Source organism: Streptomyces sp. NPDC091281 (genome assembly GCF_044757425.1).
GTDB lineage: Bacteria > Actinomycetota > Actinomycetes > Streptomycetales > Streptomycetaceae > Streptomyces.
The window spans coordinates 101,310-118,426 of the sequence record NZ_JBIVUY010000015.1 but is presented as its reverse complement, the minus strand read 5'-3'; the positions used below and the strand labels follow the sequence as shown (position 1 = coordinate 118,426).

Here is a 17,117-nt window from a genome sequence, read left to right as displayed (position 1 = left end):
GTCGTTCCACCGCGCCCCACCGGAGCGGCTTCTCCCACATTCCGGCCCGACCTGCGGTCCGTCGTCTGCGGAGATCACGGGGAAGGCGTCCCGAAGATCTTGTGGGTACGTTGCCGAAGACGCCTGAAGATCTTCGGGAACCCGCCGGGACGGGGCCGTTCCTCGCGTCGTGACGATGTCGGCGCGACGTCTGAGCGAGGCCGGGGTGGGGTCAGAGGCGGGTCAGGCACCATGCCGCGGCGAGCAGCGCGACGACGGCCACGCACACCGCGACGGCGGCCGAGGCGACCGGGCTCACGCCCAGCGCGACGGGCTGACCCTGCCGTACGCGCACGGCGGTCCACGTCAGGAGACCGCCTCCGAACAGCGCGAACACCAATCCGGCGAAGATCGCCGGGCCGCTCTCCATGATCGTCCGCGCTCCTTCTGTGCCGCACGCGCCTGCCCCGTTCCGGGCACAGTGGCACGCGCGGGCGGCGTCCGGACGAACCCGGGGTGAACGCCCGGTCCACGGACGACGACGGCGGGGTCCCGGGGCACGGAGGGGGGTGATCCCTGTGGGCGCCGTGATGATCGTCCGGTGGTCCGGGCCGGGCGGAGGGGTAGGCGGGGAGGGCGAGCAGGCCGGGTGCCCGTGACGCGCGGGGACGCTCCAGGGGCGCGATCGGCGGGCGGCTGCGGGCCGCCGATCGCCGTTCGCGGGTGACGCAACCCACGTCGGCGATCCCCGGAGCTACGCCCGGGAAGTGTCCGGAACGGCTGGGACCGGAACGGCTGGGACTCGACGGCCGGGAGACGCGGCTCCGGCGCACGCCCAGGCAGAGGCGCCGTCCCGGGCGGGACACCCCGCCAGCCCTCCCCGGTCGCCCCGCGCCCGGCAAGGCCGACCCGGCCACGCAGAACGCGCGCTCCCGGCCGGACCGATCCCGCCACGCAGAACGCGCCCTTACGGCCGGGTCACCCTTCCACGCCGGAACTACGACCTGGCCAGCCCGCCCCCGCCCTCCGCTCAGACCGGCTCCAGGAACCCCTGTTCCACCAGCAGCCGGATCTGGGCCGGGGTGCGGTCGCGCAGGAGGACCGGGTCCTCGCCGACGAGCTGGGCGATGGCGTCGAGGATGCGGCCCGCGCTGAGCGAGCCGTCGCACACGCCCGCGAAGCCCGCGCCGACGGTGTCGACCTTGGTGGCGCGGCGCATGCCACGGTGCTGCCGCAGGACCACGTGCTCGGGGTCCTCGGCGCCCGGCAGGCCGACCTGCTCCTGCACGACCTCGGCGACGAGCCGGAAGTGCCCCGCGAGCAGGGCGGCGTCGTCGTGGGCGCGCAGGTGGTCGAGGCGGTCGAAGTGGGCCCGGATGGTCTCGCCGAGCGGCTGCTCGACCGGGTGCGGCCACTCCTCCACGGTGATCACGGGCTCGGCGGACCCGGTCCGGCGCAGGGTGATCCAGCCGAAGCCGACGGCGCGGACCTTGCGCGCCTCGAACTCGTCGAGCCACGCGTCGTACCGCGCGCGGTACTCGGCGGGGTCGTCCCGGTGGTCACCGGCGTCCCGCAGCCACAGTTCGGCGTACTGCGTGACGTCCTGGACCTCGCGCTGCACGATCCACGCGTCGCAGCCGCGCGGCACCCACGACCTGAGTCTGTCCTGCCACTCCTCCCCCTCGACGTGCTGCCAGTTGGCGAGGAACTGCGCGAACCCGCCCTCGCGCAGCCGCTCCCCCGCTCCCTGAACGAGCGAGCGGCACAGATCGTCCCCGCCCATCCCGCCGTCGCGGTATGTCAGGCGCGCGCCCGGCGAGATGACGAACGGCGGGTTGGACACGATCAGGTCGAACGTCTCGTCGTCGCGGACGGGCCCGTACAGGGAGCCCTCGCGCAGGTCGGCCGCGGGCGCTCCGGACAGGGCGAGGGTGAGCGCGGTGATGTGCAGCGCGCGCGGGTTGAGGTCGGTGGCCGTCACGCGTGTGGCGTGCCGGGCGGCGTGCAGGGCCTGGATGCCGGAGCCGGTGCCGAGGTCGAGGGCGGCTTCGACGGGTGTGCGGACGGTGATCCCGGCGAGGGTGGTGGAGGCGCCGCCGACGCCCAGGACGACGCCTTCGTCCCGGCTGCCGATGCCTCCGGCGCCGCCGACCGCGCAGCCCAGGTCGGACACGATGAACCAGTCCTCGCCGTCCGGGCCGCCGTAGGGGCGTACGTCCACGGTCGCGGCGACGTCGGCGGTGCCCACGCGCGCGAGCCAGCCGCCGTCCACGCACGCGTCGACCGGCAGGACCTCCGTCACGCGCGCGTGCGGCACGGGCTGCTGGAGCAGGAACAGCCGGACGAGGAGCTCCAGCGGGGAGTCCCCGCGCGTGGCGCGCAGCGCGGGCACGGTCTCGCTGCGCGCGAGAGCCGCGTACGCGGGGGCGCCGAGCAGGTCGAGGAGGCCGTCGGCGGTGAAGGAGGCCGCGAGGAGGGCCTCGCGCAGCCGGGCGGCGGCCTCGGGGCGGTCGGCGGCGGGCAGGGGGGACGGGGTGGCGTTACTCACGCCCCCCATTGTGTCGCGCGCGCGTGCCGCTCGTCTGCGGCGCGTGACGCGGCCCCCAGGTCGGTCACCCGCCGCCCGTGGCTTCCCGGCGGTCAGCTGGTGGTGGCGCGGGAGGAGGCCGAGGCGGCGACCTTCTTGCAGCTTTCCTGCTTGGCCATGGCGGCCTTCACGTCGCCCTGTTCGAGGTTCTGGAGGGCGGTGTTGCTGCTCTGGCTGAGCTTGCCGAGTTCGGTGGCGATGTCCGCCAGGCCTTCGGCGAACTTGGCCTGATCCTTGACGTCGAGCGCGTCGACCTTCGTCTTGAGGTCGGCGTAGGAGGCGGAGAGACCGTTGAGGGCGGTCACCGCGTCCTTCTGCTTCTTCTCGCCGCCCTCGACACCGGGCGGCGTCCCGGCCTTCTGGACGGCCGTGCCGAGCGCCTTGTAGGCGTCGGACATGTCCTGGAAGGCCTGGGAGTCGGTCTTCTGGACGTCGGCGGGAGCGTTGTTGTCCGACGCGGCCTTCTTGATCGCCGCGTTGGCGGCGTCGACCTTGGAGTCCTGAGCGGGCAGCGCGTCGCAGACCTGCTTCGCCCAGGCGTCCAGCTCCTTGTTGCCGTCGTCGCCCCCGCCGCATCCCGTCAGCGCCAGTACCAGTACCGCACCGCCGGACAGTGCGGCCGCGAGCTTCTTGTTCACCGGGTTGGTCCCTTCCATGGCCTTCGGCCCGGAACATACACGCCGACCCGGCGACAACCCCAGAACGAATGCCCGCTATATAACGAAGAGAGGCATTTAAACCAGGAGAGAGAAGGCTCACGGCAGCATCACGGACACCGCGGGGCGGGCGTACGGCGCGCCAACACACGCCGTACGCCCGCCCCTTGCTCCGTACGAGGGCCGCCGACGCACCGACCGGTCGCCGCGGACCGCCCCGCGGCCCTCTGCCCTCTGCCCTACGGGACCACCGCCGGGTCCGCCGACGTGGGGGTGCCGCCGGGACCGCGCCCGGCATCGCCGTCGCCGTCGTCGCCCATGGTGATGCCGCGCCGCTTGGAGACGTAGACCGAACCGACGATCACCAGTACCGCGAGGACGGCGATGGCGATCCGCGCGCCGGGGTTGGCGTCGTCGCCGTAGCTGAACTGGATCACCGCGGGCGCGATGAGGAGCGCGACCAGGTTCATGACCTTGAGGAGCGGGTTGATCGCGGGTCCGGCGGTGTCCTTGAAGGGGTCGCCGACGGTGTCGCCGATGACGGTGGCCGCGTGCGCCTCGCTGCCCTTGCCGCCGTGGTGGCCGTCCTCGACGAGTTTCTTCGCGTTGTCCCAGGCGCCGCCGGAGTTGGCGAGGAAGACCGCCATGAGCGTGCCCGTGCCGATCGCGCCCGCGAGGAACGCGCCGAGCGCGCCGACGCCGAGCGTGAACCCGACGAAGACGGGCGCCAGTACGGCGAGCAGGCCGGGTGTGGCGAGTTCGCGCAGGGCGTCGCGGGTGCAGATGTCGACGACCTTGCCGTACTCGGGCGTCTCGCTGTAGTCCATGATCCCGGGCTTCTCGCGGAACTGCCGCCGCACCTCGTGGACCACGGATCCCGCCGACCGGGCCACGGCGTTGATCGCGAGGCCCGAGAAGAGGAAGACGACCGCCGCGCCCGCGATCAGCCCGACGAGGTTGTTGGGCTGCGAGATGTCCATCATGAGCGTCATCGGCGCTCCGTCGCCGGAGAGTTTCTCCCCGACGTCGCGCGCGCCGGTCGTGATCGCGTCCCGGTACGACCCGAAGAGCGCCGACGCCGCCAGCACGGCCGTGGCGATCGCGATGCCCTTGGTGATGGCCTTGGTGGTGTTGCCGACGGCGTCGAGGTCGGTCAGCACCTGCGCGCCCGCGCCCTCGACGTCGCCGGACATCTCCGCGATGCCCTGCGCGTTGTCGGAGACCGGCCCGAAGGTGTCCATGGCGACGATCACACCGACGGTGGTGAGCAGGCCGGTGCCGGCCAGGGCGACCGCGAAGAGCGCGAGCATGATCGACGTACCGCCGAGCAGGAACGCGCCGTAGACGCCGAGGCCGATCAGCAGAGCCGTGTAGACGGCCGACTCCAGGCCCACGGAGACGCCGGCGAGGACGACGGTGGCGGGGCCGGTCAGCGAGGACTTGCCGATGTCGCGGACCGGGCGGCGGGTCGTCTCGGTGAAGTATCCGGTCAGTTGCTGGATGACGGCGGCCAGGAGGATGCCGATGGCGACGGCGACGAGGGCCAGAACGCGCGGGTCTCCGTTCTTGCCCTGGATCGCGGCGTCGGTCACGCCGTCGAGGTCGGCGTACTTCCCGGGGAGGTAGACGAACACGGCGACGGCGACCAGGGCGAGCGAGATGACCGCGGAGATGAAGAAGCCCCGGTTGATCGCGGACATGCCGCTGCGGTCGGTGCGGCGCGGGGCGACCGCGAAGATGCCGATCATGGCCGTGAGGACGCCGATGGCGGGCACGAGCAGCGGGAACGCGAGTCCGGCGTCGCCGAAGGCCACTTTGCCGAGGATCAGTGCGGCCACCAGGGTGACGGCGTACGACTCGAAGAGGTCGGCGGCCATGCCCGCGCAGTCGCCGACGTTATCTCCCACGTTGTCCGCGATGGTCGCGGCGTTGCGCGGGTCGTCCTCCGGGATGCCCTGCTCGACCTTGCCGACGAGGTCGGCGCCGACGTCGGCGGCCTTGGTGAAGATGCCGCCGCCGACCCTCATGAACATGGCGATGAGCGCTGCGCCCAGGCCGAAGCCCTCCAGGACCTTCGGCGCGTCGGCCGCGTACACGAGGACCACGCAGGAGGCGCCGAGCAGCCCGAGCCCGACGGTGAACATCCCGACGACGCCCCCGGTGCGGAAAGCGATCTTCATGGCTTTGTGCGAGACCTCGGTGAGATCCTTTTCCGGTTCTCCTTCGGCCGGAGTCGCTTCCCGGGCGGCCGCGGCGACGCGTACGTTGCTGCGCACGGCGAGCCACATGCCGATATAGCCGGTGGCCGCCGAGAATCCCGCTCCGATCAGGAAGAAGATGGACCGTCCGGCCCGCTGATTCCAGTCGTCCGCAGGAAGCAGCATGAGCAGGAAGAACACGACGACGGCGAATACGCCGAGGGTGCGCAACTGCCGGGCCAGATAGGCGTTGGCGCCTTCCTGGACCGCCGCCGCGATCTTCTTCATGCTGTCGGTGCCGTCGCCCGCGGCGAGCACCTGCCGCAGCAGTACGCCCGCGACCACGAGCGCGGCCAGCGCGACCACCCCGATGACCACCACGAGCACCCGGTTGCCGTCGGTCAGCACCGCGGCCGCGAAGGTCGTGGAGTGGTCCAACCGGTGAGGGGAAGAAAGCCCCGCCATTCGTCCTCCTTGACGCTTGGACTGAGCTCAAGATGTGGACGGATTGTAGGTACCGGAACCTGATCAAAACAGGGCGCGGCAATCGCAATTCACTTTCACCCGCGAGATCGCGACGGTCTCGCGAAGTAATGCCTTCGAGGCATTGTCGTTAGTGAATTGTTTCACTAAATTCCCGGCAAGATTCATTCGCCGCTCGCCGTCGGATTCACTCGCCGTTCGCGGCAAGATTCACTTCTCCGCGGCGGCGGGACTCACTTCTCCAAGATTCACTTCCTGGCACCACTGTAAGCGCGGGTCGGGACCCCCGCACACGCCGAAGGGCCCCGCCGGAGCGGGGCCCTTCGATCACGTGTCTACGACGGTGCGCGGCGGCACCGGGCGGGACGGGGGGCGTCAGACGAGCGCGGTGGCCGGCGGCGCGGTCGGCCAGGTCATACGGATCAGGCCGCCGTTCTCGCCCGCGGTGACCTCGACGTCGTCGACCAAGCCGCTGATGACCGCGAGGCCCATCTCGTCCTCCTCGGCCTCCACGTCGATGTCCCCGGTGCCGGGAGCCCGGTCGCCGGGAGCCACGCGCGGTGCCTCGTCGCCGACCTCGATGGAGAACTGCTTCTCGTCCTCGATGAGCGACACCTTCACCGGCGAGCTGATGCCGCCGCTCTGGTGGAGCCCCACGGCACGGGTACAGGCCTCACCGACGGCGAGCCGGACCTCGTCGAGGACGGCCTCGTCCACCCCGGCCCTGCGCGCCACCGCCGCCGCCACCAACCGGGCGGTCCTGACATGCTCGGGCAGCGCGCTGAAGCGGAGTTCAACGGTGGCCATGCGTCCCCCTCGGAACTACGGGCGTGCGGTCGGGGGGCCGGGCCACCGAAGCCCGATCCCCCCTGGTGTACTCGGCTGGACCGGCCGAGCGCGCCACAGGGCGCGGGCCCGGGACCGGTGGTTCAGTCGCGAGGTCAGTCGGTCGCCGCCACCGCTTCGTCCACCGAACCGTGGATCGGGAACACCTTGGTGAGACCGGTGATGCGGAAGATCTTCAGAATGCGCTCCTGGTTGCACACCAGGCGCAGCGAGCCCTCGTGGGCACGCACACGCTTCAGACCGCCGACCAGGACGCCGAGACCGGTGGAGTCGAGGAAGTCCACGCCCTCCATGTCCACGACGAGGTCGTAATTCCCGTCGTTCACCAGCTCGACCAACTGCTCGCGCAGCTTGGGCGCGGTATAGACGTCGATTTCTCCACCGACCTCGACGACCGTGCGATCGCCGACGGTACGGGTCGACAGGGACAGGTCCACGGATCCTCCAGCACCTTGCTATCGAGCGGTCGTCCCATGGGACACCTCGGCAGGAGCCCCCGGGACGGTTCGCCAGCCGCGATGGCATTCAATCACTTACCGGCAGGCGTGCACGACGCCTTGGCTCCATTGTCCGTCACGCCAGTGACACACTCGGTGCCGATGGCCAAGAATCACCGATCCGATCGACCCCCGGCACAGCCCGTGTCGCGCCTGTCACCGGGCGCGGTCCTGGACCGGCTCGCCCCGGGCCCGAGCCGGGCGTCGCGCATCACTCATACGGAGCACTTGCCCCCGCGGGCGGGGCGGCATGCCGTCTGGCCCGACCGTATTCGCGCCGAGGTCCTCGCGGCCGTGGCGGCCTGCGGCATCGAGCATCCCTGGGCCCACCAGGCGGCCGCCGCGGAGCACGCCCTGGACGGCGAGTCGGTGGTGGTCGCCACCGGCACCGCCTCCGGGAAGTCCCTGGCCTATCTGGTGCCGGTGCTCTCCCGCCTCCTGGACGGCTCCGAGGCCCCGAACGGCCGCGGCGCCACCGCGCTCTACCTCGCCCCGACCAAGGCCCTGGCGGCCGACCAGTGCCGCTCGGTGAAGGACCTCGCGCGCCCGCTGGGCAGCGCGGTCCGCCCTGCCGTGTACGACGGCGACACCCCGGTCGAGGAACGCGAGTGGATCCGCCAGTACGGCAACTACGTGCTGACCAATCCGGACATGCTGCACCGCGGCATCCTGCCCTCCCACCCCCGCTGGTCCTCCTTCCTGAAATCGCTGAAATTCGTCGTCATCGACGAGTGCCACACCTACCGCGGCGTCTTCGGCTCCCACGTCGCGCAGGTGCTGCGCCGTCTGCGCCGCCTGTGCGCCCGCTACGGCGCCGACCCGGTCTTCCTGCTCGCCTCGGCCACCGCGGCCGACCCGGCCGTCACAGCGGGCCGCCTGACCGGCCTCCCGGTCGTCGAGGTGGCCGACGACGCGTCGCCCCGCGGTGAACTGGTGTTCGCCCTGTGGGAGCCGCCGCTGACCGAGCTGCACGGCGAGAAGGGCGCCCCGGTCCGGCGGACCGCCACCGCCGAGACCGCCGACCTGCTCACCGACCTCGCCGTCGAGGGGGTCCGCACGGTCGCCTTCGTCCGCTCCCGGCGCGGCGCCGAGCTGATCTCCCTCATCGCCCAGGAACGGCTGGGCGAAATCGACCGTTCCCTGGCCCGGCGTGTCGCGGCCTATCGCGGCGGCTACCTCCCCGAGGAGCGCCGTGCCCTGGAACAGGCCCTGCACTCCGGGGAACTCCTCGGCCTGGCCGCCACGACCGCCCTGGAACTCGGCATCGACGTCTCCGGCCTCGACGCCGTCCTCATCGCCGGCTACCCGGGCACCCGCGCCTCGCTCTGGCAGCAGGCCGGGCGGGCAGGCAGGGCGGGGCAGGGCGCGCTGGCGGTCCTGGTCGCCCGCGACGACCCGCTGGACACCTTCCTGGTCCACCACCCCGAGGCGCTCTTCGACCGTCCCGTGGAGTCGACCGTCCTCGACCCCGACAATCCGTACGTCCTCGCCCCGCACCTCTGCGCCGCCGCCGCGGAACTGCCGCTGACCGAGGAGGACCTGGCCCTCTTCGGCCCCGAGACGGCCGGTCTCCTGCCGCAGTTGGAGGCCGCGCGGCTGCTGCGCCGCCGGACGAAGGCCTGGCACTGGACCCGCCGGGAGCGGGCCGCCGACCTCACCGACATCCGCGGCGAGGGCGGACGACCGGTCCAGGTCGTCGAGTCGGGCACCGGCCGCCTGCTCGGCACGGTCGACGAGGGCGCCGCCCACTCGACCGTCCACGAGGGCGCCGTCCACCTCCACCAGGGCCGCACCTACCTGGTCCGCTCCCTGGACCTGGACGACTCCGTCGCCCTGGTCGAGGAGGCCGCCCCGCCCTACACGACGGTGGCCCGCGACACCACAGCCATCTCCGTCCTGGACACCGACATCGAACTCCCCTGGGGCGAGGGCCGCTTGTGCTACGGCTCGGTCGAAGTCACCAACCAGGTCGTCTCCTTCCTGCGTCGACGCGTCATCACCGGTGAAGTCCTGGGCGAGTCGAAGCTCGACCTCCCTCCTCGTACGCTGCGCACCCGCGCCGTGTGGTGGACGGTCACCGAGGACCAGCTGGACCGCGCCCGCGTCGATCCCGAGATACTCGGCGGCGCCCTGCACGCCGCCGAGCACGCGTCCATCGGCATGCTCCCGCTGTTCGCCACCTGCGACCGCTGGGACATCGGCGGGGTCTCGGTCCCGCTGCACCCCGACACCCTCCTGCCGACCGTCTTCGTCTACGACGGCCATCCCGGCGGCGCGGGCTTCGCGGAGCGCGCCTTCCACACGGCCCGCGCCTGGCTGACCGCGACCCGCCAGGCCATCGCCTCCTGCGAGTGCGACGCCGGCTGCCCCTCCTGCATCCAGTCCCCCAAGTGCGGCAACGGCAACGAGCCCCTGCACAAACGCGGCGCCATCCGACTCCTCACGGAACTCCTCCGGGAGGCGCCCTCGGAGGGGGAAGGTGGGCGGGGGGAGGCGGGCGAGAGGGCTGTGGAGAAGGCCTCGCGGCAGGCAGCCCCTCGGGAGGGGGGCGGCTCGGCGCGGGAGGTCTCGGAGGCGGGGGTCTCGGAGACCGGGTGATGCGCCCGGTACGAGGAGGCAGGGGGTCCGAGGAGGCAGGCGCGGCGGGTGCCGACCCTCCCTTCCCTTCGGCGTGCGACACGGGCGATCTGCACGCCGACTTGCGGTTCGTGCTTCCCCAGGCTGCGGAAGCCCTTGCCTCCCAGCCAAGGTTGGCCGAAAACAACGCCTGCTCGGATCGGCAGGATGCTCCGAGCCAGGGACACGGGGTGGCGCCTGTGCGGGAGGTTGAGCCGACGCCACCCCAGACACGAGGGCCAACGCCACGGCAGACGCGTGGGGCGCCGCGACTGCGCGGGCGTAGGCGTACGCGCCTGTCGCCAGATCGGCCGACGAAACGGCTGGCACTTCCGTCGACAACTGTGCCGCCTCTGCCGACCGCCCCGTCCCCGCAGGCCCCGTCCCGGCAGGACCAGCCCGCGCCCTGGCCTCCGCCGTGAACAGCCCCCGCCCCGACACGGCCGTCAGGTCAGCGACCTCGCCGACGACCATGCAGCGGGCCACCCGCGCCCGCTGCGCCCGAGCCACCCGGTCCGCCCGAGCACAGGCCGCAGCAGGACCCTCCATCCAGTGGTCCGCGGCAGCGAGCGCCGCGAGGTCGGCGGCCCCGGCCGCGCGATGCCGGGCCAGGACGGCCTGCCCGAGGGCGAGCACCACGCCGAACACCACGCACAGCACGGCGATCCCGCCCAGGCTCCAGACGGTGGCGGACCCGCGATCGTCGCGAATCCCCCTGACTGCGGGGAAGCGCCTCACACCCCCTCCCCCGGGTCGTCGGCCTGCGGAGCGGTCACCGTGTCCTCGGCGAGGGCCACGGCCTCCTCCCGCACTTCGAAGGGCAGTCCCCGCAGTACGGGCGGCCGGGCCACGACGACGACACGGACTTGGTCGCCCTCTCTGGTCACGGTGACCCGTGCGCCCCGGGGCGCGGTCGCCCGCGTCACCTCGGCGACCGCGTCGGGCGGGTCCTGGCGGGCGGCGGCGCGAGCGCCGGACCGGGCCGCGTCCACGCACTGGATCTGGGCGGCCATCACCATCAAGCCCCACACCAGCGCCATCGTGAACGCCACGAGGGTCGGAAGCATGACGGCCGACTCCGCCGTCACGAACCCCCGGTCCGCACGCCCCGCCCGACGGCCCGGCTCATGCCCCCGCACTGAGCGCCCGCTTGATGATGCCCTGCAACTCCTCGGAGACCATCCCGCTCGTCACCACCTTGTAGAGGATCACGGCGAACCCGACCGCCGCGACGATCCCCATCGCGTACTCGGACGTCACCATCCCCGCGTCCCGCCGCGCCGCGCAGGCGCGCCACGCCCTCCGCACCAGGGCGCGCACCCGCGCACGCGCTCGTACCGTCTTCTTCATCTCAACCCCCGTGAGGTTCGTGTCTGTTTGTTCCGTCGGCTCCGGTGAGCCGCCGGGTCCGTCGGGTCCACTGCTGTGGCTCCCGTTTCGTCGCAGGACCGGCTCACCGGCCCGCCTGTCCGCCTGTCCGCCTGTCCGCCGTGCCGGTGTCACCGACCGGGCTGTGCCCCTCGGTTCCTTCAGGCGTCCGTCGACACCCATCCGTCGTCGCGCGTCCGTGTCACTCCTCATGTCGTCACGGCGCGCCTCCTCCCAGTGCTCCGCCCGCCAGGCCGACCACGACGGGCACGATGCCGACCGTGATGAAGGCGGGCAGGAAGCACAGCCCCACCGGCGCCGCGACCATGACGGCCGCCCGGCGTGCCCCGGCCGTCCCGGCCCGTGCCCACGCGGCGCGGGCATCGGCCGCGAGCCGGGCCACCGGCCCCGCCGCCGGGAGACCCGACACCGTGGCCCGCTCCAGCAGCCGGGCCAATGGTTCCGCCCCCGGAGTCGCTGCCAACCCCCGCCAGGCCGTGGCGGGTTCACCGCCGAGCCGTATCTCGGCGGCGCCCCGCGCCAGCCCGTCCCCGACCGGCCCACCGAGGGCGTCGCCCACAGCCTGGGCCGCCGTCACCGGCGCCGCTCCCGCCGCGATGCACGCCGCCAGCAGGTCGGCGGCCAGCGGGAGTTGGCGTGCCGCCGCCCGCATCTCCGCCTTGCTCGGCGCATCCGGCGTCCGCAGCCGACGACGCCACCACCACACGGCCGCCGCCCCCGACAGCCCCAACAGGAGCCCGGGAAGGCCACCTACGACCAGCCATCCGGCGCCTGCCACCGCGATCTCGGGAATCCGCCGCCGCATGGCATCAGCCGTATGCCGCTCCGAGCCCTCCGGCTGGACCGGCAGGGTCGCGAGCAGTTCGACGAGCCGTCGCTTCGCGCGCCGCCTCCGCCGGGCCGCGTCCAGCCACCGCACCGCCCACCCCAGGGCCAGCAGTGTCCCCACGGCCACCCCCAGCCTGTGGACAACTTCCTCGCTCACCCAGACCTCCTCCTTGATCGACCTGCGTCATTCCTCGTCGCGCCCGTGTCCGCTGCCGCCCAGACCGTCCAGACCTCCACTCGTTCCTCCCGCTCCTCCCCACCCGCCCTGGCCTCCGCCCGAGCCGCCAAGCCCCGCGCGGGACCAGCCCGCCCCCTCACTCCCCCTCCGCCCCCCGCACGATCCGCGCCGCCCACCACATCCCCAGCCCTTCCAGGACTCCGCCGACGACCAGGCAGCCCAGCCCGACCCCGCTGTGCAGCAGCACGTGGAGCGGGTCGGCGCCGAGAGCGGTGCCGAGCAGCAGGCCGAGGACCGGCAGACCTGCGAGCATCACCGCTGTCGAACGCGCGCCGGCCAGCTGAGCCCGAAGGTCGGCTCGTTGGTCCCGCTCCGCCCGTAGCGCGGCTTCCAGGCGGTCGAGGCCGGCCGCGAGGCCCGCTCCCTGGTCCACGGCCACCCGCCAGCAGGCGGCCAGTCCCAGCAGGCCGTCCGCCCCGGGCCGCCGAGCCGCGGCGGCGAGCGCGCCGGGGACGTCCCCGCCGAAACGAGCCGCCGCCAGCACGGAGGCCTGCGCCGCACCGAGCCCCGCCGCGCCGAGCCCTCCGGACTGCCGCGCCGCGAGCCGCAGAGCCTCGCCGGGCTGCCGTCCCGCCCGCACCTCCCCCGCGAGCGCCGCGCACAGGGCGATCACCTCGTCCGCCCGCCGCTCCGCCGCCCGCCGCTGCGACCGGGCGCGGCGCATGCGGCTCAAGAGGGGCACCCCGGCCACCCCCGCGACCACGGGCAGCGCCGAACCTCCCAGCAGTCCGAGGGCCAGTCCCAGGACCGGCGACCACCATTCGGGCCGCCACCGGCCGCGTAACCGACGCGACACGTCGTCAAGGCCCCACCAGGGAGGCGGCCTCTCAACGACCACCCCACCTCCGGCCAGGAGCAGTTGCGCGCGCCTCGGCGCCGCATGCGGACCGCCCCACAACCAGATGGCTGCGCCCGCGCAGGCGGCGGCCGCTCCCAGCGGCATCTGGCCCACCACACCAGTCATTTCAGACACTCCTCTCACTCCCTGCCTGCTTCCGCCCACACCCGCCGTTCCCCTTCGCCCCGATCACGCGTCAGCCGCCTCCCACCCGCTCCCGAGCAGCCCTCGCAGCCGTTCCCAGCCCCTCTCCCGCACGAAGGCCTCCGTCTGCCACCGCAGCGCCGGGACCGTGCGCACCAGCCCGGAGGCGTCGCGTTCCAGGACGTGCACCTCGGCGATCCGGCGCCGCCCGGCCCGGTCGCGCACGAGGTGGAGCACCACCGACAGCGCGGCGGCCATCTGGCTGTGGAGGGCCGCCCGGTCGAGCCCGGCCGCCGTGCCGAGCGCTTCCAGCCGGGCGGGGACATCGGCGGCCGTGTTGGCGTGGACGGTCCCGCAGCCGCCCTCGTGACCCGTGTTCAGGGCCGCCAGGAGATCCACGACCTCGGGGCCCCGCACCTCGCCCACCACCAGACGGTCCGGGCGCATCCGCAGGGCCTGCCGCACCAGGTCCTCCAGGGTGACGAGCCCGGCTCCCTCCTGGTTGGCGGGTCTGGTCTCCAGCCGGACCACGTGGGGATGGTCCGGCCGCAGTTCCGCCGAGTCCTCCGCGAGCACGATCCGCTCGCCCGGTCCGACCAGGCCGAGCAGCGCGCTGAGCAGAGTGGTCTTCCCCGTACCGGTGCCGCCGCTGACCAGGAAGGAGAGCCGGGCCGCGAGCAGGGCCCGCAGCACCCGGTCCCCGCCGGGCGGGACGGTACCCGCGGTGACGAGTTCGTCGAGGGTGAAGGCCCTCGGCCTAACCACCCTCAGCGACAGGCAGGTGCTGCCGACGGCGACCGGGGGCAGTACCGCGTGCAGCCTGGTCCCGTCGGGCAGCCGCGCGTCGGCCCACGGCCGTGCGTCGTCCAGTCGCCGTCCGGCGACCGCGGCCAGGCGCTGTGCGAGGCGTCGCACGGCCGCCGCGTCCGGGAAGGCGACGGCGGTCAGCTCCAGACCGCCGCCGCGGTCGACCCAGACCCGGTCCGGCGCCGACACGAGCACGTCGGTCACCGACGGGTCGGCGAGGAGCGGCTCCAGCGGGCCGCTGCCGACGAGTTCGGAGCGGAGCTGCTCGGCCGTGCCGAGGACTTCCGCGTCGCCGAGGACCCGGCCCTGTTCGCGCAGTGCCTGGGCCACCCGGGCGGGTGTGGGTTCCGCGCCGCTCTCGGCGAGCCACTGCCGGACGCCGTCGAGCAGCGTGCCGGTGGCGACGGCCGGGCCACGGCCGGGGGCGGCGTTCACGCGGTGCCCGCCTCGGTCAGGGCACGCTCCCAGAACTCCCTGCAGAACCTGGCCAGCGGGCCGCGCGGCAGCCCCCCGGGCGGGGCCTTGCCTCCGTCGGGGCGCAGCAGTCCGGACTCGACCGGCACCTCACCGGCCAGGGGCAGGCCGAGCAGCCGGGCCACCTCCCGGTCGTCGAGGCCGGGAGCGTACGGCCCGCGGACGGCCACCCGGAGGTCGCGCAGGACCATGCCGACGGCGGAGGCGACCCGCCCGGCGGCGGCGACGGCGCGCAGTTCGGCGGGGACCACGAGGAGTCCGACGTCGACCTGGGCAAGGATCTCCGCGACTCCGTCGTCGACGCGGCGGGGCAGGTCGACGACGACCGTGCCGCCCCGGCGGCGGGCCGCGGCGAGGACCGCGCGCACGGCCTGGGGCGGGACGGCGACGCAGTCGCCGCGGTCCCAGCTGAGCACGCGCAGCCGGTGGAGTTCGGGCAGGGATTCCTCCAGAGCGCCGCCGCCGACCCTCCCGCGGGAGGCGGCGAACGCGGGCCAGCGCAGGCCGTCGACGCTCTCGCCGCCGAGAAGGACGTCGAGTCCGCCGCCCAGTGGATCGGCGTCCACCAGGAGGGTGCGCAGGCCTTCGCGCGCCGAGGTGACGGCGAGGGCGCAGGCGAGCGTGGACGCTCCGGCCCCGCCGCGTCCGCCGAGGACGCCGACGGTGAGCGCGGGCCGCCCGACGCCCTCCGCGACGTCGGCGATCCGGTCGACGAGCCACTGCTCGCCGTCCGGGAGCACGAGGACGTGGTCGGCGCCGATCTCGACGGCCCTGCGCCACACTCCGGGGTCGTCCTGGTCCCGTCCGACGAGCACCACGCCGCGTCGGCGGGCGGCGCCTCGCACCCGGCGCGCGGCGTCGTCGCCGACCAGGACGAGCGGCGCCGACTCCCAGCCGCCGCCGCGCTGTCCGGGTACCGCGGGGTGCACCTCGGGTGTGGCACCGGCGGCGGCGCACAGCCGCAGCAGGTCGTCGAGGAGCTGCGCGTCCTCGGTGACGATCAATGGCCTGCCCTGCCGCCCTGAGGCGGCGGGCGGCGGGTCGTGCGTGACGGCTCCGGTCACGGTGTCCATCCCCCTTCGCCGCGCGGCGCGCAGTCCCCCGCGGCCCCGCGAATCCCGTACGAGTGGAGAACCGGTTGCCGGATCTCCCTTGGAACGTCCGACGGAAACCGGCCCGGAAGACCGGCAAAACGGAACCGGCCCTGAACTCGGTGCGAGCGAACGTGTGGGAATCACGGTGCGACGAACCAGGAAATCGTGTGGATCTTGGTGGATAACTGTGGACGAGTGGGGAGTTGTGAATATCTCCGCCACTCATACCGGTGAGCGCGGTCCGCCCTGTGGACGATTCCCGCAAAGCAGCCCGACCACTACGCACCGTGACGGCGAGCGGGCAGCGCGAAGAGGCGGCCGAAGCCGCCTCGGGACGGTGCCACCACCGTGAAGGGGAGGGGAAAATGCGTCCGGACATGCGACGACCCCCGCCGGGGGGGGGAGAGCGGGGGTCGTCTCCACGGCCGACTCGGGGGGGGAGGAGCCGGACCGGGTTAGCACGGTCGCGAACGATCCGTGACTTCCATGGTGTACCCGAGAGCCTTCTCAGGCAAACCCACGCGCCCACCTTACGCCGAATGGGCTGCCCCTATGCTCAGGGTTGTGGAAAACCACTCCTTGCCTCGCACAGCGGCCTTCTTTGACCTGGACAAGACGGTCATTGCGAAGTCGAGCACGCTCACCTTCAGCAAGTCCTTCTACCAAGGCGGGCTGATCAACCGCAGGGCGGCGCTGCGCACCGCGTACGCCCAGTTCGTCTTCCTCGTCGGCGGTATGGACCACGACCAGATGGAGCGGACCCGCGAGTACCTCTCCGGGATGGTCCGCGGCTGGAACGTCCAGCAGGTGAAGGAGATCGTCGCCGAGACGCTCCACGACCTGATCGACCCGCTGATCTACGACGAGGCGGCGTCCCTCATCGAGGAGCACCACACCGCCGGACGGGACGTCGTGATCGTGTCCACGTCCGGCGCCGAGGTGGTCGAACCGATCGGCGAACTGCTCGGCGCGGACCGGGTGGTGGCCACCCGGATGGTCGTGGGCGAGGACGGCTGCTTCACCGGGGAGGTGGAGTACTACGCCTACGGCCCCACCAAGGCGGAGGCCGTCCGGGAGCTGGCGGAGTCCGAGGGATACGACCTCGCGCGCTGCTACGCGTACAGCGACTCGGTGACCGATCTGCCGATGCTGGAGGCGGTCGGTCAGCCGCACGCGGTGAACCCGGACCGTGCCCTGCGCCGCGAGGCTGTCGCGCGCGGGTGGCCGATTCTCGACTTCCATCGGCCGGTCCGGCTGAAGCAGCGCATCCCGTCGTTCTCGGTGCCGCCCCGTCCGGCGCTCGTGGCCGCGGCGGCCGTGGGAGCGGCGGCGGCCACGGCGGGCCTGGTCTGGTACGCCAGTCGCCGCAGGGCGGCGACCGCCTGACCCGTACGCCCGCCTGACCCGTACGACCGCCCGGTCATCGGGCCGCCCTGGCACCGT

At 73.2% G+C, this 17,117-nt stretch carries 14 protein-coding genes and 1 pseudogene; 2 read left to right on the top strand and 13 right to left on the bottom strand.

Annotated elements, in window-relative coordinates; genetic code table 11:
• Positions 1–211: 211 nt before the first annotated feature.
• From ACIQPQ_RS32465 to bldG, 6 genes are all read right to left on the bottom strand, one after another.
• The gene (locus ACIQPQ_RS32465; protein WP_383771973.1) at positions 212–409 is read right to left on the bottom strand and encodes a hypothetical protein; all 198 of its coding nucleotides are present in this window, start codon (positions 407–409) and stop codon (positions 212–214) included.
• Between the two features lie 600 nt (positions 410–1,009).
• On the bottom strand, positions 1,010–2,536 hold the full coding sequence (locus tag ACIQPQ_RS32460) for a methyltransferase (protein WP_401311096.1): 1,527 nt from the start codon (positions 2,534–2,536) through the stop codon (positions 1,010–1,012).
• 83 nt (positions 2,537–2,619) lie between these two features.
• Positions 2,620–3,222 (bottom strand): small secreted protein, encoded by a 603-nt coding sequence (locus ACIQPQ_RS32455; RefSeq protein ID WP_401311093.1) that lies wholly within the window; start codon positions 3,220–3,222, stop codon positions 2,620–2,622.
• Positions 3,223–3,461: 239 nt separating this feature from the next.
• Positions 3,462–5,885 (bottom strand): sodium-translocating pyrophosphatase, encoded by a 2,424-nt coding sequence (locus tag ACIQPQ_RS32450; protein ID WP_401311091.1) that lies wholly within the window; start codon positions 5,883–5,885, stop codon positions 3,462–3,464.
• A 393-nt stretch (positions 5,886–6,278) separates the two neighbouring features.
• On the bottom strand, positions 6,279–6,710 hold the full coding sequence (locus ACIQPQ_RS32445) for an ATP-binding protein (RefSeq protein WP_383771965.1): 432 nt from the start codon (positions 6,708–6,710) through the stop codon (positions 6,279–6,281).
• 134 nt (positions 6,711–6,844) lie between these two features.
• Positions 6,845–7,186 carry an anti-sigma factor antagonist BldG gene (gene bldG / locus ACIQPQ_RS32440; RefSeq protein ID WP_383771963.1) on the bottom strand — a complete coding sequence of 114 codons (342 nt, stop codon included), beginning with the start codon at positions 7,184–7,186 and terminating at the stop codon, positions 6,845–6,847.
• 81 nt (positions 7,187–7,267) lie between these two features.
• On the opposite strand from bldG, the gene ACIQPQ_RS32435 reads away from it, so the two are divergent.
• Entirely contained in the window at positions 7,268–9,844 is a 2,577-nt protein-coding gene (locus tag ACIQPQ_RS32435) for a DEAD/DEAH box helicase (RefSeq protein WP_401311088.1), read from the top strand.
• A gap of 384 nt (positions 9,845–10,228) precedes the next feature.
• On the opposite strand, the pseudogene ACIQPQ_RS32430 reads toward ACIQPQ_RS32435, so the two are convergent.
• The 7 genes and pseudogenes from ACIQPQ_RS32430 to ssd form a co-directional block, all read right to left on the bottom strand.
• Positions 10,229–10,600 (bottom strand): annotated as a pseudogene (locus ACIQPQ_RS32430) (Rv3654c family TadE-like protein); the annotation flags it as partial.
• Positions 10,597–11,001, bottom strand: a complete 405-nt coding sequence (locus ACIQPQ_RS32425; RefSeq protein WP_401311085.1) for a TadE family type IV pilus minor pilin — start codon at positions 10,999–11,001, stop codon at positions 10,597–10,599. The pseudogene ACIQPQ_RS32430 and the gene ACIQPQ_RS32425, both read right to left, overlap by 4 nt.
• Positions 10,988–11,212: a DUF4244 domain-containing protein gene (locus tag ACIQPQ_RS32420; RefSeq protein ID WP_401311082.1), complete on the bottom strand. Its 225-nt coding sequence runs from the start codon at positions 11,210–11,212 to the stop codon at positions 10,988–10,990. The genes ACIQPQ_RS32425 and ACIQPQ_RS32420 overlap by 14 nt, the downstream gene beginning before the upstream one ends.
• Before the next feature lie 235 nt (positions 11,213–11,447).
• Positions 11,448–12,236, bottom strand: a complete 789-nt coding sequence (locus ACIQPQ_RS32415; protein WP_401311079.1) for a type II secretion system F family protein — start codon at positions 12,234–12,236, stop codon at positions 11,448–11,450.
• 157 nt (positions 12,237–12,393) lie between these two features.
• Positions 12,394–13,281 carry a type II secretion system F family protein gene (locus ACIQPQ_RS32410; protein ID WP_401311076.1) on the bottom strand — a complete coding sequence of 296 codons (888 nt, stop codon included), beginning with the start codon at positions 13,279–13,281 and terminating at the stop codon, positions 12,394–12,396.
• 63 nt (positions 13,282–13,344) lie between these two features.
• Positions 13,345–14,541 carry a TadA family conjugal transfer-associated ATPase gene (locus ACIQPQ_RS32405; RefSeq protein ID WP_401311073.1) on the bottom strand — a complete coding sequence of 399 codons (1,197 nt, stop codon included), beginning with the start codon at positions 14,539–14,541 and terminating at the stop codon, positions 13,345–13,347.
• On the bottom strand, positions 14,538–15,653 hold the full coding sequence (gene ssd, locus ACIQPQ_RS32400; RefSeq protein WP_401311070.1) for a septum site-determining protein Ssd: 1,116 nt from the start codon (positions 15,651–15,653) through the stop codon (positions 14,538–14,540). The genes ACIQPQ_RS32405 and ssd overlap by 4 nt, the downstream gene beginning before the upstream one ends.
• A 573-nt stretch (positions 15,654–16,226) precedes the next feature.
• On the opposite strand from ssd, the gene ACIQPQ_RS32395 reads away from it, so the two are divergent.
• Positions 16,227–17,060 (top strand): HAD family hydrolase, encoded by an 834-nt coding sequence (locus ACIQPQ_RS32395; RefSeq protein ID WP_401311067.1) that lies wholly within the window; start codon positions 16,227–16,229, stop codon positions 17,058–17,060.
• Positions 17,061–17,117: the final 57 nt, after the last annotated feature.